The sequence below is a fragment of the Pseudomonas sp. SDO524_S393 genome (genome assembly GCF_054071875.1).
Map to the genome: position 1 here is coordinate 45,531 of NZ_JBSVVZ010000008.1, position 26,337 is coordinate 71,867.

The 26,337-nt window shown below is 62.7% G+C and carries 26 protein-coding genes; 20 read left to right on the forward strand and 6 right to left on the reverse strand.

The annotated features are described in order from the left end of the window. Positions 1-2: 2 nt before the first annotated feature. Positions 3-1,655, reverse strand: a complete 1,653-nt coding sequence (locus ACW9IB_RS05790; RefSeq protein ID WP_457412710.1) for a serine hydrolase domain-containing protein — start codon at positions 1,653-1,655, stop codon at positions 3-5. A gap of 100 nt (positions 1,656-1,755) precedes the next feature. On the opposite strand from ACW9IB_RS05790, the gene ACW9IB_RS05795 reads away from it, so the two are divergent. The 5 genes from ACW9IB_RS05795 to ACW9IB_RS05815 all read left to right on the forward strand — a co-directional run bounded on the left by ACW9IB_RS05795 (position 1,756) and on the right by ACW9IB_RS05815 (position 7,775). Then, positions 1,756-2,529, forward strand: coding sequence for a helix-turn-helix domain-containing protein (locus tag ACW9IB_RS05795; RefSeq protein WP_457412711.1), 774 nt, complete (start codon positions 1,756-1,758; stop codon positions 2,527-2,529). An 83-nt stretch (positions 2,530-2,612) separates the two neighbouring features. After that, positions 2,613-3,758, forward strand: a complete 1,146-nt coding sequence (locus ACW9IB_RS05800) for an NAD(P)/FAD-dependent oxidoreductase (protein ID WP_457365622.1) — start codon at positions 2,613-2,615, stop codon at positions 3,756-3,758. Between the two features lie 19 nt (positions 3,759-3,777). Then, positions 3,778-5,118: a serine hydrolase domain-containing protein gene (locus tag ACW9IB_RS05805; RefSeq protein WP_457412712.1), complete on the forward strand. Its 1,341-nt coding sequence runs from the start codon at positions 3,778-3,780 to the stop codon at positions 5,116-5,118. A gap of 60 nt (positions 5,119-5,178) precedes the next feature. After that, positions 5,179-7,185, forward strand: a complete 2,007-nt coding sequence (locus ACW9IB_RS05810) for a S9 family peptidase (RefSeq protein WP_457412713.1) — start codon at positions 5,179-5,181, stop codon at positions 7,183-7,185. Continuing rightward, positions 7,182-7,775, forward strand: coding sequence for an HD domain-containing protein (locus tag ACW9IB_RS05815; protein ID WP_457412715.1), 594 nt, complete (start codon positions 7,182-7,184; stop codon positions 7,773-7,775). Before ACW9IB_RS05810 ends, ACW9IB_RS05815 begins: the two co-directional genes overlap by 4 nt. Before the next feature lie 53 nt (positions 7,776-7,828). Here the strand turns inward: ACW9IB_RS05815 and ACW9IB_RS05820 are convergent, their stop codons facing one another. Beyond that, a complete protein-coding gene (locus ACW9IB_RS05820; protein ID WP_457412716.1) occupies positions 7,829-9,223 on the reverse strand; it encodes a heavy metal sensor histidine kinase in 1,395 nt (464 codons plus the stop codon). Beyond that, the gene (locus ACW9IB_RS05825; protein ID WP_457365627.1) at positions 9,196-9,891 is read right to left on the reverse strand and encodes a heavy metal response regulator transcription factor; all 696 of its coding nucleotides are present in this window, start codon (positions 9,889-9,891) and stop codon (positions 9,196-9,198) included. Before ACW9IB_RS05825 ends, ACW9IB_RS05820 begins: the two co-directional genes overlap by 28 nt. Positions 9,892-10,119: 228 nt before the next feature. Between ACW9IB_RS05825 and ACW9IB_RS05830 the strand changes: the two genes are divergently transcribed. The 4 genes from ACW9IB_RS05830 (at position 10,120) to ACW9IB_RS05845 (ending at position 12,834) form a co-directional block, all read left to right on the forward strand. Continuing rightward, positions 10,120-10,722 carry a hypothetical protein gene (locus ACW9IB_RS05830; RefSeq protein ID WP_457412774.1) on the forward strand — a complete coding sequence of 201 codons (603 nt, stop codon included), beginning with the start codon at positions 10,120-10,122 and terminating at the stop codon, positions 10,720-10,722. Positions 10,723-10,791: 69 nt separating this feature from the next. After that, a complete protein-coding gene (locus ACW9IB_RS05835; protein ID WP_457365628.1) occupies positions 10,792-11,415 on the forward strand; it encodes a cytochrome b/b6 domain-containing protein in 624 nt (207 codons plus the stop codon). Beyond that, positions 11,408-12,169, forward strand: coding sequence for a molybdopterin-dependent oxidoreductase (locus tag ACW9IB_RS05840; protein WP_457412717.1), 762 nt, complete (start codon positions 11,408-11,410; stop codon positions 12,167-12,169). The genes ACW9IB_RS05835 and ACW9IB_RS05840 overlap by 8 nt, the downstream gene beginning before the upstream one ends. Positions 12,170-12,243: 74 nt before the next feature. Beyond that, positions 12,244-12,834: a TetR/AcrR family transcriptional regulator gene (locus ACW9IB_RS05845; protein ID WP_457412718.1), complete on the forward strand. Its 591-nt coding sequence runs from the start codon at positions 12,244-12,246 to the stop codon at positions 12,832-12,834. Here the strand turns inward: ACW9IB_RS05845 and ACW9IB_RS05850 are convergent. Further along, positions 12,815-13,210, reverse strand: coding sequence for a hypothetical protein (locus ACW9IB_RS05850; RefSeq protein ID WP_457412720.1), 396 nt, complete (start codon positions 13,208-13,210; stop codon positions 12,815-12,817). The genes ACW9IB_RS05845 and ACW9IB_RS05850 overlap by 20 nt on opposite strands. Positions 13,211-13,326: 116 nt before the next feature. Between ACW9IB_RS05850 and ACW9IB_RS05855 the strand changes: the two genes are divergently transcribed. Continuing rightward, a complete protein-coding gene (locus tag ACW9IB_RS05855; protein WP_457412721.1) occupies positions 13,327-13,908 on the forward strand; it encodes a nuclear transport factor 2 family protein in 582 nt (193 codons plus the stop codon). Here the strand turns inward: ACW9IB_RS05855 and ACW9IB_RS05860 are convergent. Then, on the reverse strand, positions 13,871-14,752 hold the full coding sequence (locus tag ACW9IB_RS05860) for a LysR family transcriptional regulator (RefSeq protein ID WP_457412722.1): 882 nt from the start codon (positions 14,750-14,752) through the stop codon (positions 13,871-13,873). The genes ACW9IB_RS05855 and ACW9IB_RS05860 overlap by 38 nt on opposite strands. 110 nt (positions 14,753-14,862) lie before the next feature. On the opposite strand from ACW9IB_RS05860, the gene ACW9IB_RS05865 reads away from it, so the two are divergent. The 10 genes from ACW9IB_RS05865 (at position 14,863) to ACW9IB_RS05910 (ending at position 25,328) form a co-directional block, all read left to right on the forward strand. After that, entirely contained in the window at positions 14,863-15,987 is a 1,125-nt protein-coding gene (locus tag ACW9IB_RS05865; RefSeq protein WP_457412724.1) for a mandelate racemase/muconate lactonizing enzyme family protein, read from the forward strand. Between the two features lie 108 nt (positions 15,988-16,095). Then, on the forward strand, positions 16,096-17,409 hold the full coding sequence (locus ACW9IB_RS05870) for an MFS transporter (protein WP_457412725.1): 1,314 nt from the start codon (positions 16,096-16,098) through the stop codon (positions 17,407-17,409). A gap of 28 nt (positions 17,410-17,437) precedes the next feature. Further along, positions 17,438-17,881 carry an RbsD/FucU family protein gene (locus ACW9IB_RS05875; RefSeq protein WP_457412726.1) on the forward strand — a complete coding sequence of 148 codons (444 nt, stop codon included), beginning with the start codon at positions 17,438-17,440 and terminating at the stop codon, positions 17,879-17,881. A 35-nt stretch (positions 17,882-17,916) separates the two neighbouring features. Continuing rightward, the gene (locus ACW9IB_RS05880) at positions 17,917-18,975 is read left to right on the forward strand and encodes a Gfo/Idh/MocA family protein (RefSeq protein ID WP_457412728.1); all 1,059 of its coding nucleotides are present in this window, start codon (positions 17,917-17,919) and stop codon (positions 18,973-18,975) included. Then, entirely contained in the window at positions 18,972-20,447 is a 1,476-nt protein-coding gene (locus tag ACW9IB_RS05885) for an NAD-dependent succinate-semialdehyde dehydrogenase (RefSeq protein ID WP_457412729.1), read from the forward strand. The genes ACW9IB_RS05880 and ACW9IB_RS05885 overlap by 4 nt, the downstream gene beginning before the upstream one ends. A 107-nt stretch (positions 20,448-20,554) precedes the next feature. Continuing rightward, on the forward strand, positions 20,555-21,499 hold the full coding sequence (locus ACW9IB_RS05890; RefSeq protein ID WP_457412731.1) for a substrate-binding domain-containing protein: 945 nt from the start codon (positions 20,555-20,557) through the stop codon (positions 21,497-21,499). 26 nt (positions 21,500-21,525) lie between these two features. After that, positions 21,526-23,058 carry a sugar ABC transporter ATP-binding protein gene (locus ACW9IB_RS05895; protein WP_457412733.1) on the forward strand — a complete coding sequence of 511 codons (1,533 nt, stop codon included), beginning with the start codon at positions 21,526-21,528 and terminating at the stop codon, positions 23,056-23,058. Between the two features lie 46 nt (positions 23,059-23,104). Next, positions 23,105-24,136 (forward strand): ABC transporter permease, encoded by a 1,032-nt coding sequence (locus tag ACW9IB_RS05900; RefSeq protein WP_457365641.1) that lies wholly within the window; start codon positions 23,105-23,107, stop codon positions 24,134-24,136. Positions 24,137-24,319: 183 nt separating this feature from the next. Continuing rightward, complete coding sequence (locus tag ACW9IB_RS05905) at positions 24,320-24,775, forward strand: DUF6130 family protein (protein WP_457365642.1); 456 nt, start codon at positions 24,320-24,322, stop codon at positions 24,773-24,775. A gap of 73 nt (positions 24,776-24,848) precedes the next feature. Further along, positions 24,849-25,328: a MarR family winged helix-turn-helix transcriptional regulator gene (locus ACW9IB_RS05910; protein ID WP_457365643.1), complete on the forward strand. Its 480-nt coding sequence runs from the start codon at positions 24,849-24,851 to the stop codon at positions 25,326-25,328. Here ACW9IB_RS05910 and ACW9IB_RS05915 read toward each other — a convergent pair. Next, complete coding sequence (locus ACW9IB_RS05915; protein WP_457365644.1) at positions 25,321-26,334, reverse strand: zinc-dependent alcohol dehydrogenase; 1,014 nt, start codon at positions 26,332-26,334, stop codon at positions 25,321-25,323. The two genes, ACW9IB_RS05910 and ACW9IB_RS05915, sit on opposite strands and share 8 nt — an antisense overlap. Positions 26,335-26,337: the final 3 nt, after the last annotated feature.

Below are 26,337 nucleotides of genomic sequence, written 5' to 3' on the forward strand. Positions count from 1 at the left end.
CCTCAGTCTCTCCGTTCGAATGACAGGTGGCGGGTACGCAGTGTATCGATGACGAACCCGGTGACGCGGTCGTCGTTGCGTTCAACGTTGAGCACGCCGCGCAGGGACAATGCCGGGATCGACGACACCAGGCCGAAGACGTCCGTACCGAAGGCCTCCAGGTGCAATACCGAATCGCCCAGCGCACCGTGAACGACCAGGTTCAGGGTCTCGCCGTCGAAGCGGATGTCGGCGTTCGCGTCCAGGTCGGTGCAGTGATACGGGCCGATCAGCGCTGCGCCAACGTGCGCCAGCGCAGGCACCTCGAACGGGAGACGTTCAAATGCCGAGACGTGGCCGGCCTCGCTGAACTGCAGTGATTCGGGTGCTTCGTCCAGGCCTTCCAATTGCGCGATCGGCACGATCAGCGGGCCGGCGGCGAGCGCCTGAAAACCGATGCTCAGCGTATCGCCGGTGTCTGTCAGGGGGATTGCCGGCGTATTCAGAAAGCTCAGGCCCAGCATGCCGCCAACGTCCGCGAAACCGATCACGTGACCGCTGTGTCTTGATTGGTAGAGAGTTCCTGGCAGCGTGGGGAAGCGTGCTGTCGCAGCCTTCCGGGCGTGTGCTCCGAGGGCATCGCCGAGCAGGACATCGACGATCTGGTTGGCCAGCTCGATGGGATTGGCCAGTGCGCCATTGGTCATGATGATCACATCCAGCGCATGACCCGGCACGCTCAGCATCTGCGCGGCGCCACCGATCACGCCGCCGGCATGGTGGACCACCTCGACGCCACGGTAGTCGTGGCGCATCAGCCCGAGGGCGTAGGGGAAGGCGCTGCCGTCGTTCAGCCGTGAAAGCGTGGTCATCTGCGCCCAGGTCGTCGCGTTGCCGACGGTGTGCGGGTGACGCAGATGCGCCAGCCATTTCAGCATGTCATCCACGGTCGAGATGATTGCGCCTTCGCCGAGGATTTCTTCGCTGGGGAAAATGCCACGCGCCCAGCCGCCGTCGGGTCGGGGCAGGTGCAGTGTCGCCATGCCGGAATGGATCTGCAGGTCGCTCGGCACCGAGGCGGTGTCCAGCAGGCCCAGCGGCACAAAGATGCGTTCCTGCAAGAACTGCTCGAAGGGCATGCCGCTGGTTCGCGTGATCACCTGTGAGAGCAAGTGATAGCCGCCATTGCAATACAGGCTGGATTCACCCGGCGCGAAGTTGGCCGCTGTCTGGCGTCGCAGGGTTGCCAGCGCGGTTCCGATGGGTTGTATCGCCATGCCGCTGGCGATGAAGCCCAGGTCCAGGTGGCAACGATAGCCGCCGGTATGCGCCATCAATTGGCGCAGGCTGGGTTCGGCTGCCAGGGCAGGCAATTCGGGGAGGTAGCGGCGCACGCCGGCATCGGGGTCGAGCTTCCCGTCCTCGGCGAGCAGCAGCACGGCCAGACAGGTGAATTGCTTGCTGGTGGAGCCGATGCGCAGGCGCGTCCCCGGCGTATTTGCGACGCCCTGTTCCACGCTGGCCAAGCCGAAGCCTCGGCGGTAGAGCGTCTTGCCATGCTGCGCGACGCCAACGACCAGACCTGGCGCATCACCGCGGTTGAATGGCTGGAAAAGCGCATCCAGTGCGGCGATGCCCGTGTTGGCTGGGATGGTCTGGGCGTCTGCAACGTTCATGACAGTCCTCTTGAGCAGCAACATATGCTGGGTAGTGCGATGGATGCTAGCAACAATATTTCCGTTTTGGAATATAAATTTCCATATGGTGATAATTGGTGTGGCTTTTTACTTGGGGGAATGGAACCTGCCTGCTACAGTGCACGCCATGAAAATGACCGATCCCACCCCCGATACCCGTAACAATAACCCCGGTGCCACGATCCGAGCGCTGCGCCGCAGTGCGGACATGACGCTGGCCGAGCTGAGCGCCAGGACCGGACTGGCTGCTTCCACCTTGTCGAAGCTGGAGGCGGGGCACCTGTCCTTGTCGTTCGACAAGCTCGCGGCCATCAGTCGCGGCCTGGGCGTGGACATGACCGAGTTGCTCGGCAGCCCGGCCCAGGCTCCCGCACCGGCGCCGGTGAGCATTGGCCGCCGCGTCCTGTCGCGTGCCGGCGAAGGCATGCAGGTGGACACCCGCAGCTACAGCCAGACCTACCTGGCCACGGAGTTGCTGCACAAGAAAATGACGCCGATGGTCGTCGAGGTGCATGCCCGGACCATGGAGGAATTTCTGGCGGAGTTCGGCGATCTGATTCGCCACCCCGGCGAGGAGTTCGTCTACATCATCGAGGGCGAAGTGGAGTTCTGCACCGATCTTTATGCGCCCGTGCGCCTGTATGCAGGGGATTCGCTGTACTTCGACAGCGAGATGGGGCATGCCTATCTCAAGGCCAGTGACGCACCTTGCCGTATCGTTGCGGCGGCCGCGCCGCGCGGGAGCGTGGAGCCGATGATCGAGACGTTTGTGTCGATTTCGGAGAAGAGCGGTGGGGCCATCGGCACGTCTGTGGAGAGAGCGAAGCCACGGCGCGCACCACGAACGAAGTAATCGCCACTTTGGAAAATTAATTTCCAAATATGCAAAATTATTTCGTATAGTCCACCTTTCCCAATCTTCTGGAGGTGGCAGTGATGAGTCAAGTCAGGGATGTTGATTTTGTGGTGATCGGCGCCGGCATCGCCGGGGCGTCGGCAGCGGCGCACCTGGCGGCGCATGGCTCGGTGCTGCTGTTCGAGACCGAAGACCATCCCGGCTATCACTCCACCGGTCGCTCTGCGGCACTCTTCTCCGAAATTTATGGCAACGCCGTCGTGCGTCGCCTGACCCGCGCCAGCCGCGATTTTCTGTTCGAGCCTCCGGCCGGGTTTGCCGCAGGGCCCTTGGTGACGCCACGGGATGTGCTGTTCTTCGGCACGCCCGATCAGTTGGACCTTCTCGAACAGTTCCGTCAGGACCCCGATGTGGCAGCCAGGACGCAGGTGCTGTCGCCCTCGCAAGTGCATGAACTCGTGCCGGCGTTCCGTGAGGGCTACCTGGGCGGCGCCGTGCTGGAAACGGGCTCGGCGGATATCGACGTCGACGCGCTGCATCAAGGTTTCCTGCGCCAGGCCCGTGCCCAGGGCGCGGAGATTCTGACGGCCTCGCGTATTGAGAAGCTGGTCTATGTCGACGGGCGCTGGCGCGTGAATACCCACAGCGGCAGTTTCCGCGCGCCCGTGGTGGTCAATGCCGCGGGTGCCTGGGGCGACGAGGTGGCACGCAGTGCCGGTGTTGCACCGCTTGGCTTGCAACCCAAGCGCCGCACGGCAGCGCTCGTCGATGTGCCCGCCGGTCTGGATGCCGCGCGCTGGCCGGCGGCGATTGCGATCGACGAGCAGTTCTACTTCAAGCCGGACGCCGGGCTGTTGCTGATTTCGCCGGCCGACGAAACCGACTCGCCGCCTTGCGATGCACAACCGGAGGAATTGGACGTGGCCATTGCCGTGGACCGTTTCGAGCAAGCGACCGGTGCCCAGGTGCGCCGTGTATCGAACAGTTGGGCCGGTTTGCGCGTGTTCAGCCCGGACCGTACGCCGGTAGCGGGTTTCGACCCGGTTGCCAAGGGCTTCTTCTGGCTGGTCGGGCAGGGTGGCTATGGCATCCAGACCGCAGCGGCGCTGGGGCGCTTGACCGCGGCGTTATGCGTCGACGGCGAACTGCCCCAAGACCTCATCGACATCGGGCTGCAAGCGCAGATGCTCGCGCCGGCCCGCTTGGGTACCCACAACAATAATTAACCTGGAAAAGGACACTGACATGACCCTGGATTTCGCCCGCGCCATCACGGACCTCACCGACAGCCGCGAGGTAACCGGCGCCTCTTTCGCTTTTTGGGACGGCAATCAGATGCACCAGTGCGTCGGCGGTCTGCGTAATAGCGTGACCGGCGACCCGGTGACGCTCGACACACTGATGCACATCGGTTCGATCACCAAAGTGCTGAACGCTGCATTGTTCATGCAGTTGGTCGATGACGGTCTGATCGGCCTCGACGATCCTGTCGCCCGACATCTGCCCGAGTTGCGCCTGGGCGATGCGCAGGCGCTGCCCGATATCACCTGCCGGATGCTGATCAACCACACCAACGGCATCGACTATGACTGCCCGGCGTACCGGGATTTCGATGAACAGTGCATCGTCAATGCGATCGAGGATTGTGCCTCCAAACTGCAACTGCACCCGCCGGGCGAGGCCACCGCCTATTCGAACATCGGCACGGTCATCGCGGGCTATATCGCCCAGAAGCTGCGGGGCGAGGGCTGGTACAGCCTGATCAAGTCGCGCATTTTCGAGCCCCTGGGCCTTAAGCATTCGCTGGCGGACATCACTGAACTGCCCAGGTTTCGCGTCAGCGTCGGCGATCAGGTCGATGAGGCCGGCAAGCTCGTACAAAGTACAAAGCCATTCCTGCCCCTGAGCTTTGCCCCGGCGGGCGCCACGGTGATGATGACCGCCGCGGACCTGGTGACCTTCGCCCGCGCGATGATCAATGGCGGCGTGGGCGTCAACGGCGTGCGCATTTTGTCCGACGCCAGCGCGTCGCTGATGACGCAGGAAACCACCGGATTCATTTCGCCCCACACCTGGCGCATCGGCCTGGGCTGGATGATCTTGTCCGGCGGCGTGCTGTTTCACGGTGGTGGCGGTCCGGGCGTCAACTCCGTGCTGTACGCGCACCCGGCGAGCGGCAAGGCCTTTGCGCTGCTGACCAACTGTTCGAAGTACGGCGCGTTCGACGCGACGCTCATCGACCCGATTCTGGCCAGTTGGGGCTCGACCAGCGAACCCTTGGTGCCGATTGAGGAGGCGGTGGACACGACGCCCTATGAGGGACATTTCGAGAACCAGCTGTTCCGGTTTGAAATCTACCGTGAGGGCCGCGAATTGTTCGCCAGAATGGTCGCTCGGCAAGACCTGTATGAGACCGACAATGCCAATGCGCCGGTCTTTCAACTGAAGCTCGCGGGCGAGCATCTTTTCCAGATGAGCATGAACGGCGTGGCGCATCCGTTTCCACTGGCGTTCGTCAACCCGGATGCCAGCGGCAAGATGCAGCGTTTGGGCGCGATGGTCAGGATTTTCAACCGCGTGGCCTGAACGCCGGCCAGGAAGAGCGCCCGCTGAAGCGCCATTGAACCTCGTGTTTCGGGACAGATTATGCAGAACGATTTTCGCGGCCATCGGTCGTTCATTGAAGCCGAGCAACTGACCCGGGCGTGGTTGCGCCCGGGGAGTGGCGAAGCTTCCAGTTTGAGCCAATTGAGTGTCAGCCCGGACGGCGCCACGGCGGTCGCCACGGCGATGGTGTGCGAGGCGCTCCAGGGGCATCCGTCGACGCGGATCGCGCTGGTCGACCTCGACTCGGGTGCGCTCGAGGTCATCACCAGCGGTCCGCGCTCGGACAGCAGCCCGCAATGGTCGCCGGATGGGGGTTCGATTGCGTACCTGTCAGACCGCGAGCAGGCGTATGTGAACCGCCTGCGCTTCTTTGACCTGGACAGTCGAACCGACCGTGCCGGCCCGCCGCTCGACGGCTTTGTCGAGTCGCTGGCCTGGTCGGCGGATGGTAAAACGCTGCTGGTCTGCATTGCAGGTTTTGGCTCCGATCTTGCGGGCGCGCAGGGCGCCTTCGCGGTCAGCCTGGACCGTGACGCGCAAGCAGGCTGGACGCCCACGGTCGAAGGTGCGCCGGAGGCAACACCCTGGCGCAGTGCGTGGCTCTGTGAGGTGGCGACGGGGCATGTGCGGCGGATCAGCTTGCCCGGCGTGAATGTCTGGCAGGCGAGCTGGGCGGGGCCCGACCACATGGTCGCGATCTGTTCGGACCAGCCGGAGGAGACGTGGTGGTACACGGCTGATGTGCGCATGATCGCGATCGAAGATGGCCAGTCCCGAACCCTGTTCAAGCCCCGTGACCAGCTCAATGGCGTGGTCGCCACGCCGTCGGGGAGCACCGTTGCGGTGATCGAAGCGGTCTGCTCGGATCGCAACCTGGTCGCAGGGGACCTGCGCTTGATCGACGTCGCGAGCGGCGAAGTGACCCAGGCGGCGACGCTGGGGGCCGATGTCACGCAGGTGCTCTGGCGTGACGAACACACGCTGCTCTTCGGCGCGGCGCAAGGACCTGATTATGTCGCCGGCCTGTTCGAGCGGCAGACTGGCGTGGCCCGCGAGTTGTGGCGTGACAGCGAGCGCCAGCCGAGCGGCTTGATCTTTCCGGAGATCGCGCCGCTGGGTGGCCGTGCCGAGGATTTTCTGTGTCTGGTGGAGTCCTTCTCGGACGCGCCCCAACTGGTCGCATTTGAAGGGTGCACAGAGCGTGTCATCCGCCGCTTCGGCAGCGCCGAGCTGGATGCCCGCATCCATGGGCTTGGCGCAACGGCGCGCGACTTCGTGTGGACGGCCCCCGACGGGCTGACACTCCATGGCTGGCTCATCACCCCCGCTGGCCCGGGCCCGCACCCGCTGATCCTGCATGTGCATGGCGGGCCGGTGTGGCACGTTCGTCCGCAATACCTGGGGCGTGCTGCGCTGCAATACGTCGCGCTTGCCGAAGGCTATGCGCTGTTCCTGCCCAACCCGCGCGGGTCGAGCGGACGCGGCCAGGCGTTTGCCCGGCTGGTGTTCGGCGACATGGGAGGGCGCGACACCTATGACTATCTGTCAGGCCTGGATGCGCTGGAGGCTCGGAGGGTGATCGACCCCACACGGATTGCGGTCATGGGCACCAGCTACGGAGGCTATATTGCCTCCTGGCTGATTACCCAGGATCAGCGGTTCGCCGCCGCCGTGCCGATTGCGCCGGTGACCCACTGGGTCAGCCAGCACCTGACCTGCAACGTGCCGACCTTCTGCGAGTTGTTCCTCAGCGACAAGCTGGGTGACCCGTTGGGCCAGTACTTTACGCGCAGCCCGATCCACTACGCTGAGCGGGTCAAGACCCCGACGCTGAATGTGTGTGGCGCACTCGACAAGATCACGCCCGCGAGCCAGGCCCTGGAGTTTCACCGCGCGTTGCAGGGCAGTACCGAAGTGGAGAGTGTGTTGCTGACTTACCCGCAGGAAGGCCATGGCATCCGCGCGATGCCGGCGATCTTCGACTTCACCGCGCGAGTCATGGCATGGTTGGAAAAACACATGCCTGACAGGAGATCACGCAATTGACAGCACTGGAAAAACAACTGGGCTTTCTGCGGGAAATCGACCGCTTGAAGAGTGTTGTCCGGCAGTCGCCACTGCTCGACAAAAGCCGCAAGGAAAACTCCGCCGAGCACTCGTGGCACCTGGCGATGTACGCCCTGATCCTGAGTGAATATGCCAATGGAACCGTGGATGTGAATCGCGTCATCCGCATGCTGTTGTTGCATGACATCGTCGAGATCGACGTGGGCGACTTCCCCATTCATGGCGGCGCTTCGGCTCAGGTACAGCAGGCCCTGGAAGCCGAAGCGGCGCAACGCTTGTTTGGTCAGCTGCCGTCGCCCCAAGGCGATGGGTTCATCGGGTTATGGCAGGAGTTCGAGCAGGGGCAGACAGACGATGCGGCGTTCGCCAAGGCGCTTGACCGCTTTCAGCCGTTGCTGATCAATGTATTCACCGAGGGCGGGACCTGGACCGAGAGCGATGTTTCCCTCGAACAGGTGGTGGCTCGCTATGGCCCGGTCATCCAGAAAGGCGCGCCGGCGCTGTGGACGTTGTGCGAGCAGTGGGTCGCCCGGCATTTCTCGGCAACCCCGACACAGCCGCACCGGTAACGAGTATTCCCGGGGGCGCGCGGCCACCGGAAACGCCGTGTTGAAGCGTTCGCTCAACCGGCGGGGAAGAACAGCGAAAACCGAATGGTGCCCACCGCCGGCTGGTCCACGCTGGCTTCACCGCCGTGCAGTTGCATGATCGCCGCAACAATCGCCAGGCCCAGGCCGTGGGAGTCGGACTGCTGATGACGGGAAGCGTCACCGCGGTAAAACCGGTCGAACAGTTTGTGCAGGGTCGCTTCGCTCAGCCCGGGCCCTTGGTTCTGCACGTCGATCCTGCACCCACCGCTCACTGTCTGCGTTTGCATGAGGATCTCGCTGCCTTCATGGGCATAGCGAATGGCATTCGCCACCAGGTTGCTCAGCGCGCGGCGCAGCAAAACCGGGTCGGCGCTGACACGGCTATCGCCATGGATGCGCAGGTGCATCTGGCGTTCTTCGGCAAGGCCTTCGAAGTATCCGGCGACGCGCTGCAACTCATCGCCCATGGACAACGGCTGGCGCTGAAGCACCGATTGCGTCTCGTCGGCACGGGCGAGGAACAGAATGCTTTCGACGATTCGCGAAATGCGCTCCAGCTCTTCGAGGTTCGAGGCCAGCAGTGCCTGATATTCGTCCTGGGTCCGCGACTGGCGCAGCGCGACCTGGCAATGCCCCATCAGTGAGCCCACCGGCGTGCGGATTTCATGCGCCAGGTCGGCGGAAAACTGCGTCAGGCGTTGATAGCCGTTGGCGAGCCGGTCGAGCATGGCGTTATAGGCCTCGCTCAGTTGTTGCAGCTCCACTGGGGTATCTGCGCTGTCCATGCGGCTGTCGAGCCGCTTGGGCGTGATGTTTGCCGCATGCGCCGCCAGGTTGCGCAACGGGCGCAGGCCACGCCGCAACAGGATGTAGCCGAGCAGCGCGGTGACCACGAATGCCAGGCTCACCGCCAGGTAGATCCGCTGGCGGAAGTTTTCCAGCATGGCCATTTCCTTGACCATGATGTGGGCGGCGGTGAGGCGCACTTCGCGACCGCCGGAGGTGGTTTGTACGGTCGCGGCGCGCAGGGGCACGCCGGACGCGGTGACGCCGCTGCGCAAATCGTGGCTGCTGAGTGGCGCATCGGCGTTTATCACCGGCAGGTCAGGCAATACCGCATTCAGTGGGTTGACCAGGATCACGGGCGGTTGGCCGGGTTCGCCAATGATGAAAATGTCGTCTTCGCTGTCGAGCATGTTCTTGAAGATCTGCGGGCTGTCGCGCAGCTTGTCCAGTGCCAGCTCGTAGTGCAGCAGTTTGCGAAAATGGTCCAGGCGCCCCATCACGGCGTGGTCGGTGTTCATCAGCACCGAGGCTTTCATCGACGCGTACAGATAAAACCCGGCGCCCGCCACGGCGAGCATCGCCACCAGCGAGAAGGCCAGCGTCGAGCGCAGGGTCAGGGACGGGGGGCGTCGGGGCCGCATGACCTTGCCTCGCATACATAACCGATGCCGCGCACCGTATGGATCAGTTTGACCGGGTAGGGCAGGTCGACTTTGCTGCGCAGGCGCTTGACCGCCACGTCGACCACGTTGGTGTCGCTGTCGAAGTTCATGTCCCAGACTTCCGAAGCGATCTGCGCACGGGACAACACATCGCCTTCGCGGCGTACGAACAGATGCAGCAAGGCGAACTCCTTGTTGGTCAGCACGATCACGTGTTGCTGGCGCGTAACGCGCCGACGCACCAGGTCCAGTTCCAGGTCGGCCAGGTGAAAGTGATCGGGTTCGCGCACCACCCCGCGACGCAGAATGGTGCGAATGCGCAGCAGCAGTTCGGTGAAGGAAAATGGCTTGACCAGATAGTCGTCAGCGCCCAGTTCCAGGCCGCGAATACGGTCGGGCAATTGGTCACGGGCGGTGAGAAACAGCACCGGCACGTCCTGGCGTGCGCGCAACAATTCGATGATCTGGAAACCATCGATGCCGGGCAGCATGACGTCCAGCACGATCAGGTCATAGGCGGTTTCCAGTGCCATGTGCAGGCCGTCGGCGCCGTGTTGCGCCCAATCGACGTTATAGCCGGACTCGCCAAGGCCCTTTTTCAGGTACTCGCCGGTTTTGGTGTCGTCTTCGATGAGCAAAATATGCATTCAGGGCCGCTCGGGGTTCACTGTCTGGTTCCAACTGCCCGGCCTCGATTCCGCGCAAGCCGCCGGGTGTGCAGTGTAACGGGCCGTGGACGGTGTGTCGGTTACATTTCTGTCATTCGCCGGATGGGCGGCCCGATGACAAAAATGTCATCGGGGGGTCATCGTGGAGGCCCGGTCGGGGTTGGAGGATGTGGGCACCCAAACCCGTGAGGAATAGTTCACATGAAGTTGAAGACTGCTCTGTCCACCACCCTGGGCGTACTGATTGCCGGCGCTGCGGTGCTTGCGACTGCCGCCGATATGCCCGTGATCAAGCCGCTGCGCGGGGTGGTTGAAAGTGTCGATAACCATACGCTGAACTTCACCACCCGCAACGGCGCGCACCAAAGCATCGCGTTGACCGACAAGACCGGTGTCGTACGGGTGTCCAAGGCGGCCGTCGAGTCGATCAAGGCTGACAGTTTTGTCGGCTCGGCGGCGGTCCCGCAGTCCGACGGCACCCTTAAAGCCCTGGAAGTCACGGTGTTCGAGTCCAGCCTCAAGGGCAGCGGCGAAGGGCATTACGGCTGGCAGAACGCGGACGGCAGCACCGGCACCATGACCAATGGCACGGTGGGCAAGCTGTCCAACGCCAATGGCCGTACGCTGACCGTCAACTACAAGGGGGGCGAGAAGCAACTGGTGGTGCCGGATGACGTGCCGATTGCCTATGTCGAGCCCGGCAAAGCCGATGAGTTGGTCAAAGGCGCAAAAATCGTGGTGTTCCCGGCGCAGGACGGCAGCGCCCGTGGTGTTGCGGTGGGTAAAGACGGCTTCCAGCCACCGATGTAACGCGACTTTGCGGCGGCAACCAGGCCCGCAGGGTCTGGTTGCAGCGGTTCTGGCGCGAGGGGGCGCGAGATGAAAAAGACTCCGATCCATGCCTGGCCTGTGCGTCTCACGCATTGGCTCAACGCTGTTTGCATGGTCTGCATGTTCATGAGCGGCTGGGCGATTTACAACGCTTCGCCGTTGTTTGCCTTCCGGTTTCCGGCGGCATTGACCGTCGGCGGCTGGCTGGGCGGTTCGCTGGCCTGGCACTTTGCGTTCATGTGGTTGCTGGTCATCAACGCCAGCCTTTATGGCCTGTACGGCCTGTTCAGCCGGCATTTCCGGCGGGACTTTCTGCCCATTACCCTCCCGGCGCTCAAGCGTGACTTGAATGACGCCGTGCATTTTCGGCTGACGCACGAGAAGGGCGTCTACAACGCTGTGCAACGCCTGATGTACGGGTTGGTGCTGGCGGCGGGCGCGTTGGTGGTGGTCTCCGGGGTGGCGATCTGGAAGCCCATTCAGTTGCAGGCACTGGTCGCGCTGCTGGGCGGTTATGACATTGCGCGTTATGTGCACTTTGCGGCGATGGCGGCCATCGGGGCGTTTGTCGTGGTGCATCTGGCGTTGGTATTGCTGGTGCCGAAGACCCTGTTGCCGATGATCACCGGCGGCACACGGCCGCTTTCTGACGGGAAACACCTTCATGATTGAACCCAGGAAACGCAGGATCCAGCTCGAGCCTGCCCAGCGGCTGCAACTGGAGAGCATCCAGCGCCGGCATTTTCTGCGCGGCGGGCTGACTGTCGGAGCGATGGCCATGTTGAGCGGGTGCAACCTGCAAGACGGCGACCAGGTGGACAAGGTGCTGTGGGCCATGTCGCGCTGGAACGACCGGGTCCAGGCCTGGCTGTTCAGCGGGCAGAAACTGGCCCCGACCTATACCAAGGCGCAAATGACCATGCCTTTTCCGTTCAACGCATTTTACGGGCAGGACGATATTCCGGACCTCGACGTGTCGGACTACGCGCTGGCCGTGTCCGGCCTGGTACGTGACAAGGCGCCCTGGACCCTCGACGGTTTGCGCAAGCTGCCGCAGCGCACCGACATCACGCGGCTGATCTGCGTGGAGGGCTGGAGCGCCATCGGGCAGTGGGGCGGGGTGCCCTTGAAGACGTTTCTGGAGCATATCGGCGCCGATACCACCGCCAAATTCGTCGGTTTCAAATGCGCCGATCGTTACTACTCCAGCCTGGACATGCCCACCGCGTTGCATCCCCAGACCTTATTGGCGCTGGATTTCGGTGAAGTCGCCCTGCCGCCGGAGTATGGCTACCCGTTGCGGGTGCGGGTGCCGACCAAGCTGGGGTTCAAGAACCCCAAGCATGTCGTCGAGATTTATATCGGCAACGATAATCCGGGAGGCTACTGGGAGGATCAGGGCTACAACTGGTTCAGCGGGATCTGAAGCCCGTTGCGATCAGCCGGCAGGGCGATGGCACTTCGCTTGACGCCATACCTGCCGGCAGATAGATTTTTGCGATGAAAAAATCCTCCAGTACCTTCAACGACATTCTTGATTGCACGCGTTCACTCATCATCTCGGGTGGATACAACGGTTTCAGTTATGCGGATATCTCCGAGTGCGTGGGGATTCGCAAAGCCAGCATCCATCATCATTTCCCCACCAAGGCCGACCTGGTTCGCATTCTGGTGGAGCGTTACCGCAAGGAGGCCGAGGCCGGGATCGCGGCAATGGAGCGGCATTTTCCCGATCCCGCCGACCAATTGCGCAATTACATCGGTTACTGGCTGGCCTGTGTCGGGGACGTGACGAAAGGCTACTGTGTGTGCGCCTTGCTCGCGACCCAGATCCCGGTGCTGCCTCAGGAGATCGCGCTGGAGGTGAGGGCGCATTTCCGCACGTTGTCGGCCTGGATCACGTCTGTGCTGGAGCGCGGGGCCCGGCAAGGGCAATTCACGCTCGCGAGCGATGCGCGTGCCGAAGCCGAGATATTCATGGCCACTGTCCACGGCGCCATGCTGTCTGCCCGGGCCTATGGCGACGCATCCATGTTCGGGGCGATCACCCAGCCACTGTTGCACAGGCTGCTTACCCCTCCTCAGGCGTGAAGCCTTCCACACGTTGACGCTGGCGCACACGCCGGCGTGCGGTCTCGTTTCGGGATGTCTGCAGGGGCGCGCGCTCGATGTCGATGGCGACCCAGGTGAGCGTGATGGCCGCCGGGGACAAGACCGTGACCGAGGCAGTCGATGCGCATTCGAACGGAACCCCATAGATATAGCCGCTCGCGCAGCGGCCAGAGCCCTCGATAGGCGCCGCCCGGGTAATCATCTGTTCAACGATGGCTGCCTGGGGCATCGACGGTTGCGCGGGAAGCTGGGTCCTCAACAGTGCCGCGAAGTCCGAAGAGGGAGTGAGCTTGCGCGGGATGCAATCGGCGCCCGTTGCATGAAGCCACGGCGTGCAGGCAGAAATACTGTTCATGACCACGGTCCTGTCGAAGTCTGCGGTAGCGGCACTCACTGTCTACCAACTGGTAGGTTTTTTCAAGGCGATGGGCGATGATAGGTTTTTTGCTTGAGCGAACCGAGGAGAACCCCATGCAGCCAACCGCATCATCGGACCTGGAAGCGCGCCTGCGCATCGTTGAAGACAAGCTCGCCATTTATGAACTCATCGCGTCCCATCCGCCCAGTGCCGATACGGGGCACGCGGACTACACCCGGTCGGTCTACCAGCCAGACGGCGTGTTTGACCGCGGTCCGACGCTGGACGGCGCACAGGGGGCGAAGGACATCGCCGCCTTTATCCTGAGGCCCGAGCATGAAGCCGCCATTCGCGGCGGGTTGGCGCACTTTGCCGGGCTGCCGCTGATCGACCTGCGCGGGGACAGTGCCATCGTGACCTCCTACCTGATGATCGTGCACCTCGATGACCAAGGCCCTGCGCGCGAATTGCCCAATCACGGCGTTTCCACCGGCTACCGCATTCACCGTGCCGTGGTGAACCGCTGGGAACTGGAGCGACAAGACCAACGCTGGACCATCGCCCGACGCACGCTACTGCCCGTCAATGGCGCGGATATCCAGCGCGAATTGCTGCGTAGCGGGTTGGATGGCCTGCATTTCCATGACTTGCTCAGTGCTACGGCGGCGTCGAGCGCTGATGGCAAGCAACGCTGACGAACTCTTCGGCCAGGGCGGAACGTGCCGCGCCGCGCATCCATACCATGCCGACCTGCCTTGAGGGGCAAGGTGGTGGCAGCGGCCAGCGGCGCAGGCGCGGGTCCTGCCCGCCGATCACGGGCCAATCCGGCAGCACCGATACCCCAAAGCCTTCAGCTACCAGTTGGGCAATGTGCTCGATGCCGTCGAGTTCGAACTGGACTTTCGGGCTGACGCCCTTGGCGTTCAGGTAGTCATGGGCCATTCGGCCTGCCACCACATGGCGGTCGTAGCGAATGAACGGCTGACTGGCCGCGACTGCCAACACATCGTCGACCGGCATGGTGGCCGGTGTGAGCAGGATCAAGGGCTCCTCGCGCATGGGCTGCCAGGCGCAGCTCTTGGGCAAGTCGAACGAGGGGGGTACCAGAATGGCGGCATCCAGTTCGCCACGGGTGATTCTCTCCAGCAGCAAGGCCGAGGTGCCGGGTTCGATATAGATGGCGACATCCGGATGCGCCTGGTTCCAGTCGCGCAGGCAGTGCGGCAGCAACCCCATCAGGGCTGTCGGCGTGGCGCCCAGGCGCAGGGGACCGGCGGGCAGTCGGGTGTCGGACGCGGCGGAATACAAGTCGCGCACGTCCCTGAGCAGATCCCGCGAACGTTCAAGGATGCGCGTACCCACCGTGGTCGGTTTTACGGTGCGACCCGAACGCTGTAACAGCCTCACGCCGAACTCTTGCTCCAGTGCGCGTATTTGTTGCGTCACGGTGGTAGGTGCCAGATCCAGCCGGCGAGCGGCTTCGGCAATCGACCCGGCTTCGACCACCGTGACAAAGCTTTGCAGGAAGTGAGTGTCCATAAACCACGCTTTTTACGTTTTATGACGATGTTAAACCCCGCTTTTTCAGATATCAGAAGCGGCGCACAGTGTCCACACCAACAACAAAAGCTGCTCGAAGGAGACATGCTGTGCCCATTATCAAATCCATCGAAGTCTGTGCTGCCAGCGGACCCCTGGATAAAGTCACCTCGTTCTCCAGTCGTACCGTGACCAACCGCCATTACGGCCTGGTCAAGGTGCGCAGTGCGGACGGCATTGAAGGCATTGGTTTCTGCTATGTCGGCAGTGCGGCCGGTGAGCTGTTCCGCGTGGCCGTGGAGCAATTGCTCGGCCCGATTCTGATCGGCAAGGACTCACTCGCCGTCGAGGGCTTGTGGAAAGACATGTACCAGGAAGCCTTGCTGCAAGGGCGCATGGGTACCGTCATGCGTGCCTTGAGTGCGCTGGATATCGCCTTGTGGGATATGAACGCCAAGCACGCCGGCCTGCCGCTGCACAAATTCCTCGGCGCGGTAGAAACCGACACGGTGGCTGCGTACGCCAGCGGCGGCTATTACGTCGAAGGCAAGACCGCCGGGATGCTCGGCGAGGAAATGGCCGGTTTCGTGGAGCTGGGTTTCAACGCCGTCAAAATGAAAACCGGACGTTTGTCGCCCGCCGGTGAAGAAGCCCGCGTGAAAGCCGCACGCGAGGCCATCGGCGATGACGTGGAACTGATGCTGGACTGCAACAACGGCTGGGTCGATACGGTGCAGGCCATGCAGTACCTCAGCCGATTTGAACAGTACAACCCGTACTTCATCGAAGAACCGTTCAGCCCGGACGACATCGAAAGCCACGCCCGTCTGGCCAGGCTGACGCGCATTCCCGTGGCCACCGCTGAGATCGGCTATGGCCGCTGGTACCACAAGCAACTGCTGGACATGGGCGGCGCCGCCATCCTGCAAACCGATGCGGCAGTGTGTGGCGGTATCACCGAGTTCAAGCGTATCGCTGCGCTGGCGGCAGGCTACGGCATCCAGGTGTGCCCGCACTGGTTCCATGACATCCACGCACCGCTGGTGGCGGCCACGCCTAACGCGCGTTACGTGGAGTTTTTCTGGGATGACCAGGTGCTGAACTTCCGCCGGCTGGTGGACCGTCAGCTGGAACACGAAAAGGGCCGCGTGGTGCTGCACCAGACCCCCGGGCTGGGCTTCGGTTTCGAGGAGAAGGAAGTCACGCGGTTCGGACGCTGGTCAACGGTGTCCTGACCCATCGAAGCGAACCTGCGTCGGCTGCCTGCCCGACGCAGGGCGCTGCCTTTGCAGTACCGCTACAAGAGCCGAACACAATAAACATAATCGAGTCTCGGAGTCTGTATGCAACAGCCCAATGAAGAGAGGGTGATGCGCAAGATTTTCTGGCGCCTGATCCCGCTGCTGATGGTGCTTTACATCATTTCTTATATCGACCGTATCAACGTAGGGTTTGCCGCCCTGACGATGAACGCGGACATTGGTCTTTCGGCCTATGCGTACGGGCTGGGGGCCGGTATTTTTTTCGTCGGTTATTGCCTGTTCGAAGTGCCCAGCAACCTGTTTCTGATGCGCTTCGGCGCGCGGCGCTGGATCGCGCGCATCCTGTTTACCTGGGGCGTGCTTTCCTGTGCGATGGCCCTGGTCCAGGGGCAAACCAGCTTCCTGATCATTCGCTTTCTGCTGGGGGTGGCCGGGGCCGGCTTTTTCCCGGGCGTGGTGCTCTATCTGACCCTCTGGTTCCCGGCGCGGTACCGCGCACGCATCATCGCGACGTTCAGTCTCGCCATACCGCTGGCCATTGCCGTCGGTGCGCCGCTGTCGACCACGCTTTTACAGCTGGATGGCGCGTTGGGTTTCAAAGGTTGGCAATGGCTGTTCGTACTGGAGGGATTACCCGCGGTCATCGGCGCTGTTTTCGTGCTGCGTTTGCTGACCGATCGACCGGAGCAGGCGCGTTGGTTGGCACCGCAGGAGCAAGCCTGGCTCACCCGCGAACTGGCGAAGGACGGCGAGGGCGCACGGCATGAAAGTGTGCACAGCTTGCGCCAGGCGTTTTTGAACCCGGCGCTGCTGGTGCTGGCGGGCATTTACTTTTGCGCCATCAGTGCCAACCTCGGCCTGTCTTTTTTCCTTCCGCAAATCATCAAGAACCAAGGCTTCGAAACCTGGCAGGTGGGCTTGATCACCTCGATCCCTTACATCGCCGGCTGTATCGGCATGATCGTCATCGGCCAATTGTCTGACCGCTTCGCCGAGCGCAGAGGTTTTCTCGCCCTGTCGATGTTGCTGGCCTGCGCCGGCCTGGCACTCGCCGGTTATCTGGTGGCGTCGTCCTGGTCGATCGTCGCGCTGTGTGTGGCGGCCATCGGCATTCTGGGCTGCAAAGGCCCGTTCTGGGCGATCCCTCCCATGTACCTGAGCGGCACTGCGATGGCAGGGGGCATTGCCTTCATCAATGCCATCGGCAACCTCGGCGGTTTTGCGGGCCCCTACATCGTGGGCAGTTTCAAACACGGTTCGGACAGTTTTGCCAGTGGCTTGTATGCCCTGGCCGTGCTGGCCGGGCTGGCGATGTTGATGACCTTGATCCGGGTGCGCGGCCGTCCGGCGCGCGTGGAGCCCGAACCGCGGCTCGCCGCGCCCGAGCAGGCGTGACATGCCTTCTATTCAGTGGAGTCTGACAATGCTTAAACGAATCGATCCTCTCCTCAGTCCGGAATTGCTCTTTGTGTTGCGGTCGATGGGACATGGCGACGACATCGCCATCGTCGACCGAAATTTTCCGGCGGCCTCGGTGGCTGCCCATACCGTGCATGGCAGCGCGATTCGTATCCATGCGTCCGCCCCGGAAGTGGCGGCCGCCATTGCCTCGGTGATGCCGATTGACGAAGTGCCCGAATTTCCGATCCGCCGAATGGGCGTGCGCAACGAACCGGACAACCTCCCGGCGGTGCAGCAGTTGATGCTGGAGGCGTTCAACCAGGCGAACGATCGCGCAGTCGCGTTCACGGCGGTGCCGTGGGGGCCTTTCGACGATGAGGCCAAGCGCGCCTATGCGGTGGTGTCGACCAGCGAGGGGCGTGGCTACGGCTGCCTGCTGATTCGCAAGGGTGTGATTTTTTCTTGAAGCATCGACGGTCATGAAAGCGGAGGAAGTAGAGCGTGGAAACAGTTAAAACGTTGCGCGGGGCGATCATCGGGGCGGGGTATTTTGCACAGAATCACCTGGAGGCGTGGGCGGTCGTTGACGGCGCGAAAATCATCGCCATCTGTGACCGGGACACAAAACGGGCGACACAGACCTGCCGCAAGTTCGGTATCGATGTGACCTACCAGGATGCGGCGACGATGTTCGCTGAACTGGACCTGGATTTTGTCGATATCTGCACCACCATGGAAACCCATCGCGAGCTGGTCGAGCTTGCGGCCCGCTTTGGTATCGCGGTGAAAGTGCAAAAGCCGATCGCACCCTCCTGGGACGACGCGGTGGCCCTGGTGCAGGCCTGCAAGCGGGCCGATGTGCCGCTGATGGTGCATGAAAACTTCCGGTTCCAGGCGCCCAACCGTCAAATCGCCGAATGGTTGAAAGAAGGCCGGATCGGCACGCTGACCTGGGGGCGTATCGCGTTCCGCACCGGGTACGACATCTACGCGAATCAACCCTACCTGGCCCAGGTCGATCGTCTGGCGCTGTTGGACCTTGGGGTGCATGTGTTTGACCTGGCGCGCTTCTACTTCGGCGAAGTGGAAAGCCTGTATTGCCAGACCCAGACGGTGAAGTCGTTCGTCAAGGGCGAGGATCAGGCGACGGCCCTGGTGCGTCACTCCAGCGGCGCGGTGTGCGTGGTCGAGTGCACCTACGGCAGCTGCCAGCTTCCCGACCCGATTCCGCAGACACTGCTTCACCTGGAAGGAACCGAAGGCAGCATCAAACTGTTGCAGGACTACAAGGTCGAGGCGACCTGGGGTGGCGAGTTGCACAGGTTCGACCTGGAACCGGCGATGCGGCCGTGGGCGGTCAGGCCGTGGCACTGTGAGCAGGATGCCGTGGTCAACACCGTCCAGCATTTTGTCGACGGCTTGCGGGCTGGCGGGGCGTTCGAGACCACCGGTGAAGACAACCTGAAGACCTTTGCGCTGGTGATGTCGGCCTACGATTCCGCGGCATCGGGCGCGGTGGTGAAACCCTCGCGCTATGGGGTTGAGGGGGCAAAGGAATGAGCGTCCCACTGGACTTGCGTGCGCGGCTCAAGAACCCCGCCCTGTTGGTGGAACGCTGCAAAGTGGGGAGTCGCTGGGTCGGTCCGGCGGATGAAAACGCACTGCCGGTGCACAACCCCGCGACCGGAGAATGTATCGCAACGGTGCCCTCGCTGGATGCAACGATGGCAGACGTCGCCATCGGCGCGGCATTGACGGCGTTCCAGGCGTGGCAGGCGACCACGGCCAAACACCGCGCCGACATCCTGATGAATTGGCACCGGCTGATGCTGGAAAATCTCGATGACCTGGCGTTGATCCTGACGTTCGAGCAAGGCAAACCCTTGCACGAAGCCAAGGGCGAAATCGCCTTTACGGCCTCGTTTTTCGAGTGGTTCGCCGCTGAGGGGCGTCGCGCCTACGGCACGCTCATTCCGCCGCATCAGACCGACAAGCGGCTGGTGGTGATGCGCCAACCGGTGGGTGTGGTGGGCGTTATCACGCCGTGGAATTTCCCCGCCGGCATGATTGGCCGCAAGGTGGCACCGGCACTCGCTGCCGGCTGTACGGTGGTGATCAAGCCCGCCTCGCAAACACCTCTGACCGCGCTTGCGCTGGTGTGGCTGGCGGAGCAAGCCGGCGTGCCGGACGGTGTGGTGAATATCGTGACGGGGCCGGCGGCCGAGATCGGCAACGCCCTCGTCGACAGCCCCGAGGTGGCGAAAATCACCTTTACCGGGTCCACGGCCGTTGGAAAGCGGTTGTATGAGCGCTGCGCCAAAACCATGAAACACCTGTCGCTGGAATTGGGCGGCAACGCGCCATTTATCGTGTTTGCCGATGCCGATGTGGACGCGGCGGTGGCGGGCGCGGTGCAGGCCAAGTTCCGCAACGCCGGCCAGACCTGTGTGTGTGCCAACCGCATTCTGGTCGAAGCGCCCCTCTACGATCAGTTCGTCGCGCGGTTCGCCCAGGCGGTGGCCGCCCTCAAGGTCGGCAATGGCCTGGATGACGGCGTCAGCATCGGCCCGCTGATCGACGAGCGAGCGGTGAACACGGTACGCGCCCTGGTGGACGATGCCTGTCAGCGCGGCGCAGCGGTGCTCGGTACAGACAATCCGGTTGAGTTGGACGGCCATTTTGTCGAGCCGGTGATTCTGGTCGACGTTCCCCACGACGCGCGGGTCTGCCGCGAAGAAATCTTCGGGCCGGTCGCGCCCGTGTTGCGTTTCGATGGCGAGCGGCAGGCGATTGCGTTGGCCAACGCGGGCAAGGAAGGGCTGGCGGCCTACTTCTATTCCAGGGATGTTTCCCGCGTGTGGCGTGTGGCCGAAGCGCTGGAGTGCGGGCTGGTCGGGGTCAATACGGGGCTGATGACGACTGCCGAAGCGCCGTTCGGCGGGGTCAAGGAGTCTGGCTTGGGCAGGGAAGGCGGCAAAGAGGGGCTGGACGCCTTTCTCTACAGCAAAACCGTCTGTGTGGGCGACGTGTAGGGAACGTCGCGGCAGCAGGCAAGAAACATGACGCGCGTGCGTCACCCGACTCTGTGCGATGACCTGAGTCATCGCCTCTACAACAAAAAATCCGAGGGGTGAGAGCCATGAAAAATCTATTCGCAGGCATCGTGCTGGCGGGCATGACGTGGGTGGCGGCATCAGCCGCTTGCGCCGACACCAAGGTGATGACGACCTTGCCATCGTTCAAGGAGCCGTTTTTCGTCTACATGCAAAAGGCCCTGAAAAAAGCCGGTCAGGAGCAAGGCATGGAGATTGTCGAGGCTGACGGCGAGGGCGACTCCAATACGCAGTCGTCGCATATCGACCGCGCGATCTCGATTGGCGTCAAGGGCATCATCATCAGCCCGATCGACGTGAAAGCCCTGGGGCCGGCGATCCAGCGGGCCATCGATGCCGGCATTCCGGTGGTCACCATCGACCGCAGTGTATCCGGTGTCCATGGCCTGATCGGGCATGTGGGGGCGGACAACGTCGAAGGGGGGCGTGAGCAGGGCCGCTGGATTGCCCGGCATTTCCCCGACGGCGCGCGCATCCTCAACCTGCGTGGGCGCCCGGGGGCCAGTGCTGCGATCGACCGCAACAAGGGCTTGCATGAGGTGCTCGATGCCGACAAAAAGTACCGTTTCGTGGCCGAGCAGACCGGTAACTGGTTGCGTGACGAAGCCTACAACGTCACCGACGCAATCTACGCCGGCCTGGATAAAAAGGACTATCCGGATGTGATCGTGTCCGCGTCCGACGCGATGGGCTTCGGCGTGCAGGAGGCCCTGGAAAAATACGGTGTGCGCATGATCACGCCGCACATCACCTTCGACGCTGCGCCCGCCACCCTGGATGCGGTCAAGCTGGGCACCCGGGGCGGTGGTTTTGCCGCCACCATCGACCAATGGCCGGACCAGCAGTCGGTGTTGGCGGTGAAGATGATGGCGGACTTCCTGAAGGACGGTACCCGCCCTGAAAAAGCCGTGAACCTGATCGCACCGGGTGTGATCGATGGTTCCGCGCCGGCTGTCGTCAAACAACCCTGACCTGTCTCAACGCTACGGAGGCCGATATGTTACGTCTTGAGAATATCGAGAAGCAGTTTCCAGGCGTCAAGGCGCTCGGCGGTGTCAGGCTCACGGTGGGCAACGCAGAAGTGCATGCGTTGTTGGGAGAAAACGGCGCTGGAAAATCGACCCTGCTCAAGATCCTCGCGGGCGCGCAGCGGGCCGATGCGGGCACGATCCTGCTCGATGGCGCGGAGCATGTGTTCGCTTCACCGATCGAGGCGCAGCGCGCCGGCATCGCCACCATTTACCAGGAGTTCACGCTCTTCCCGATGCTGACGGTGGCCGAGAATATTTACAGTGGCCGAGAGCCCAAGCGCAGAGGGCTGGTTGACTATGGCGCCATGCGCAAAGGTGCGTGTGAGGTGATCGAACGGTTGGGGCTGGCCATCGACCCCGACCGGTTGGTGTCGCAGTTGACCGTGGGCGAGCAGCAACTGGTGGAGATCGGTCGCGCGTTGTCCATGAGTGCTCGCCTGATCATCATGGATGAGCCTACGGCGGCGCTGAGCATCCGTGAAATCCAGCGCCTGCACACGATCATCCGCGACCTGAAGGCGGCGGGCATTTCGGTGATCATCGTGACGCACCGCTTGAATGAGGTGTTCGAGGTGTGTGATCGCTACACCATCCTGCGTGATGGCGGGTTTATCGAAGACGGCAATGTGTGCGAGACCGATGAAGACACCCTTATCAAGCGCATGGTGGGGCGTGAAAAGTCTTCGCTGTTTTCCAGAGAAAAGTCGGCCGTGACCGGTCCCGTCGTCTTCGAGGTGCGCGGCTTGTGCAGTCAAGGCGTGGCGCGTACGGCGTCAATCCGGTTGCAGAATATCAATCTGCACGTTAGAGCCGGGGAGATCGTCGGGTTTGCCGGGCTGGTCGGCGCCGGCCGCACCGACGTCGCCCGGGCGGTGTTTGGCGCCAACCCGAATGTGACCGGACAGATCTTCGTGGCAGGAGAAGAGGTGTCGATCCGCTCCCCGGGCGACGCAATGAAGCACGGCATCGCGCTGGTGCCCGAAGACCGTAAACAGCAAGGCATCTTTCCGGAGCTGTCTTGCGCGAAAAACCTGTCGGTGTGTGTGCTCAAGGACCTGTCCCGGTTGGGCATCGTCAACGAGAAACAAGAAGCGCTGTTGGCCGAGCGCTACATCAAGGCGTTGCGCGTCAAACTCGCCAGCCAGCACCAGCCCATCAAGCTGTTGTCCGGGGGCAACCAGCAAAAACTGCTGCTGTCGCGCTGGATGGCGGTGCAGCCCAGAGTGCTGATCGTGGATGAACCTACCCGTGGCATCGATATCAGCGCGAAAGCGGACGTGCACCGCCTGTTGGCCGAGATGGCGCTCAAGGGCATTGCCGTCATTGTCATTTCATCCGAGTTGCCCGAAGTGATCGGTATCAGTGACCGCATTTACACCTTTTGCGAAGGACAGGTGACCGGTGAACTCAAGGGCGCAGCGCTGAATGAGGAGGCGGTGATGCAACTCATGACACCGACGGTTCTGACCAAACAGCGGATCGCCGTCGGCGGGCATTGACCGTCGGCCTGCATGACGTGAAGAACAAAAAAATCGAGGAATGATCATGTTTAAAGTTTCCACCGCGTTTTCTGCCGACACCGGAGCGGTTCCGGACCATAGAAAACAGTTGTATGGCACGCTGATCAAGGCGGCGCCGCTGATTTTTCTGGTGCTGTTGGTCATCGGGTTCGGTTCGGCCAACCCACGCTTCTTTCTCACCCAGAACCTGCTCAATATCCTGACCGAGGTTTCCATTTACGGCTTGCTGGCCGTGGGCATGACTTTCGTCATACTGACGTCGGGCATCGACCTGTCGGTGGGGTCGCTGCTGGCGTTCTGCGGCATGTGCGCGGCGTGGGTGGCGTCCGGCGGTTCGGGTGATGGCTTCAGCACCATCGCTGCAACCGGTCACCATTGGTCATTGGCGCTCGGGGCGGCGCTCGGCATTGGTCTTCTGGCGGGAGCGGTCCAGGGGCTGGCAATCACCCAATGGCGGATCCCGGCGTTCATTGTCACCCTGGGCGGCATGTCGGCCTTCCGCGGCCTGACGCTGCTGGTGGGCGAGGGCGGCCCGATCAGCGGTTTCGACGAGGGCTACCGGGCTTTTGGCAGCGCAAGCCTGCTGGGTATTCCTGTGCCTGCGTTGTTTTTTGTCGCAGTGGCCCTGCTGGGAATGGCGACCCTGCGCTTTTCCCGTTTTGGCCGGAACATCTACGCGGTGGGGGGCAACGTTGAAGCGGCACGCCTGACCGGCATCAATGTGCAGCGTACCTTGCTCTACGTGTACATGATCATCGGCGTGCTGGCGGGCCTGGCCGGTTTCATCCTGTCCGCACGACTGAATTCGGCGGAAGCCACGGCGGGCAATTCCTATGAGCTGCGGGTCATTGCTTCGGTGGTGATCGGCGGGACCAGCCTGTTCGGCGGTGTCGGCAGGATCTGGGGCACCATCATCGGGGCCCTGACGATTGGCGTGCTGATCAATGGCCTGGTCATGCTCAACGTTCAGTCTTACTGGCAGATGATTATCGTGGGGCTGATCATCGTGCTGGCGGTGGCCTTCGATACGTTCGCCAAGAGCAAGGTTCCGGTTTGACAGGGGGATTCAGGCGCAGTCCAGCGGAGAGGATTTCAAGTTGACACAAACCTACCAGTTGGTAGGATGGCCGGCGACTTCTTTCCAGAAGCAAGCAGGCGCCTGCGCTTTGAGTCGTTGCACCCGAGCGCAGGGCCTTTGACTTTTTCGGACACCCTCCGAAACCCTGAACAGGAAGACCGAATGAACATTCGCTACCTTGTTGCGGCGCTCTTCGCCGGCTTCATCGGATTCTCACCCGCTTATGCTGCCGAGCACGCCCATGCCGCAGCGCCGACCGTGGCAACCCAGGCCGGCAGCGAGGCGATTCCCCGGCTCACCCTTCTCCCGGTGCGTGCCGATGTGCTGAAGGACGGTTACGTGTATCTGCCGTTCCATGTCGACAACATGACCCTTCTGCCGCTGTACACCGAAATACATGGCGAAGCGGCGACGTCGCTGAAGCCGAAGATCGGCCACCTGCATGTCATGGTGGACAATAACGGCTGGAACTGGATTCACGCCCTCAACGACCCGATCTATTTCGGCCCGCTGAAACCCGGCGCGCACCAGGTCAGGATTGAGCTGGTCGACGCCGCGCACACCGTCATCGAAGTGCAGACCGCCACCGTGGTCGTGCCTTTTACGCGCACGCCCTGACCGAAACCTTCCCGAGTTGCCTGGATAGCTGGCACGGCTTAGGCTTTGCCGCTATTCAGGTGAGCGGGATGCCATGGTCATCAACAAAAAGATAAACACCGCGTCGGTGCACATGCAGTCGCTGCATCCGCTGGATACGGCGCTGGAGTTGCTGCATTTCGGCTTTCGCGGCCTGACGGTCAAGGCTGACCGGTTCCTGGCAACCCACGAACTGTCCCGCGTTCACCACCGTGTGCTGTACATCATCGCGCGGGCCGACGAGATCAATGTCGGTGACCTGGCGATGACCCTGGGGGTCAGCAAGCAAGCGCTGCATCGGCCACTGAAGCATCTGTTCGACCGGCAACTGGTGCATTACACCCGTGCGCCGGAACGCCATCGCTTCAAATTGCTTGCGCTCACGGAGCAGGGCGAAGCCGTCGAACAGACCGCCACCGAGCTGGAGCGCCAGGTGCTGCGCCAGGCGTTCGACAGCGTAACGCCCGAGGGGCAAGATGCCTGGACTGCCGTCATGACCGCTCTCGCAGACAACCTCAACGAACCCCTTATGTGACCCGTTCGCGCACCATGATGCATTTGGCGAGGGGGGCCAGCAGGGCTTCGGTCGCTTCCTCCGGCGACACCACGGTGGGGCTCACCAGCAGCGGGTCGCAGTGGCCGCTGCCGATCAGGTCGAGCACTTTGGGCATGTGAGGGCGTACGTTGCAGACTCCCACCGACAGTGTCACATCGCGCAGGTACATGCCGAAGAGCGGGATTGCCGGGTCTTCGAAGATAATGCCGATGCACGAGCAATGTCCGCCCGGCGCCAGTGCCAGCAGACCCCGATGCAACGCCCGGGGATCGCGCGTGGCCGACACCACCACGTCATAGCGCTCGTCGAGCACCGGTTCCAGCTCGACCTTTGCGCCGCTGCGTGAGGCAAGGTCGCGCCGGTATTCGTTGTCATCCAGGTAGTCCACGCTCGTGGCGCCTGCGGCGACCGCCATTTGCACGGCAAGCACGCCCAGGCTTTCGGTGCCGCCTACCACCAGCACCCGGGCTTCGTCGCGGGTGCTGATGGGGCGGCTGGTGGCCACCCAGGCATCGGTGAGGTTGTCGCTGGCGCTGGCCGCCGCCAGCGGGTTGATGCCGGGCGGCAGGGGCACCAACATGGCGTCGGCGAACGGCACGTCGACCACTTCGGAAAACAACCCGCCCCAGTCACCCCCTGCGGGCACGCCATAGGCCGCATGGCGTGGCACCGAGGTGCAGGCGGTGGCGCGCCCGGCCAGGCACTGCTTGCAGTTACCGCAGGCGATTTTCCAGGGCACGCATACCAGGTCGCCACGCTGCACGCTGGTGACGGCGCTGCCCACCTGCAGCACCTCGGCCACGCATTCATGGCCCAGTGCGAAGGGCGGCTTGAACGGCGTGACACCGGCGATCAGGCGGCGGTCCAGGTCACAGGAGGCCGACGCAATGGGGCGCACCAGGGCGCTGTGTGGGCTGGACAGTGGCGGGGATGGCGCTTCCCGCCACGCCAACTGACCGGGCCCTTCGACGGACAGGACTTTCATCGC

Bases quoted from the DNA above. Each gene is read 5' to 3' on its own strand.
- ACW9IB_RS05870 (WP_457412725.1), top strand. From the start codon at position 16,096: ATGCAACAGCCCAATGAAGAGAGGGTGATGCGCAAGATTTTCTGGCGC.
- ACW9IB_RS05840 (WP_457412717.1), top strand. From the start codon at position 11,408: ATGATTGAACCCAGGAAACGCAGGATCCAGCTCGAGCCTGCCCAGCGG.
- ACW9IB_RS05905 (WP_457365642.1), top strand. From the start codon at position 24,320: ATGAACATTCGCTACCTTGTTGCGGCGCTCTTCGCCGGCTTCATCGGA.
- ACW9IB_RS05860 (WP_457412722.1), bottom strand. From the start codon at position 14,752: ATGGACACTCACTTCCTGCAAAGCTTTGTCACGGTGGTCGAAGCCGGG.
- ACW9IB_RS05875 (WP_457412726.1), top strand. From the start codon at position 17,438: ATGCTTAAACGAATCGATCCTCTCCTCAGTCCGGAATTGCTCTTTGTG.
- ACW9IB_RS05915 (WP_457365644.1), bottom strand. From the start codon at position 26,334: ATGAAAGTCCTGTCCGTCGAAGGGCCCGGTCAGTTGGCGTGGCGGGAA.
- ACW9IB_RS05910 (WP_457365643.1), top strand. From the start codon at position 24,849: ATGGTCATCAACAAAAAGATAAACACCGCGTCGGTGCACATGCAGTCG.
- ACW9IB_RS05790 (WP_457412710.1), bottom strand. From the start codon at position 1,655: ATGAACGTTGCAGACGCCCAGACCATCCCAGCCAACACGGGCATCGCC.
- ACW9IB_RS05850 (WP_457412720.1), bottom strand. From the start codon at position 13,210: ATGAACAGTATTTCTGCCTGCACGCCGTGGCTTCATGCAACGGGCGCC.
- ACW9IB_RS05810 (WP_457412713.1), top strand. From the start codon at position 5,179: ATGCAGAACGATTTTCGCGGCCATCGGTCGTTCATTGAAGCCGAGCAA.
- ACW9IB_RS05800 (WP_457365622.1), top strand. From the start codon at position 2,613: ATGAGTCAAGTCAGGGATGTTGATTTTGTGGTGATCGGCGCCGGCATC.
- ACW9IB_RS05855 (WP_457412721.1), top strand. From the start codon at position 13,327: ATGCAGCCAACCGCATCATCGGACCTGGAAGCGCGCCTGCGCATCGTT.
- ACW9IB_RS05805 (WP_457412712.1), top strand. From the start codon at position 3,778: ATGACCCTGGATTTCGCCCGCGCCATCACGGACCTCACCGACAGCCGC.
- ACW9IB_RS05820 (WP_457412716.1), bottom strand. From the start codon at position 9,223: ATGCGGCCCCGACGCCCCCCGTCCCTGACCCTGCGCTCGACGCTGGCC.
- ACW9IB_RS05885 (WP_457412729.1), top strand. From the start codon at position 18,972: ATGAGCGTCCCACTGGACTTGCGTGCGCGGCTCAAGAACCCCGCCCTG.
- ACW9IB_RS05835 (WP_457365628.1), top strand. From the start codon at position 10,792: ATGAAAAAGACTCCGATCCATGCCTGGCCTGTGCGTCTCACGCATTGG.
- ACW9IB_RS05845 (WP_457412718.1), top strand. From the start codon at position 12,244: ATGAAAAAATCCTCCAGTACCTTCAACGACATTCTTGATTGCACGCGT.
- ACW9IB_RS05895 (WP_457412733.1), top strand. From the start codon at position 21,526: ATGTTACGTCTTGAGAATATCGAGAAGCAGTTTCCAGGCGTCAAGGCG.
- ACW9IB_RS05900 (WP_457365641.1), top strand. From the start codon at position 23,105: ATGTTTAAAGTTTCCACCGCGTTTTCTGCCGACACCGGAGCGGTTCCG.
- ACW9IB_RS05825 (WP_457365627.1), bottom strand. From the start codon at position 9,891: ATGCATATTTTGCTCATCGAAGACGACACCAAAACCGGCGAGTACCTG.
- ACW9IB_RS05890 (WP_457412731.1), top strand. From the start codon at position 20,555: ATGAAAAATCTATTCGCAGGCATCGTGCTGGCGGGCATGACGTGGGTG.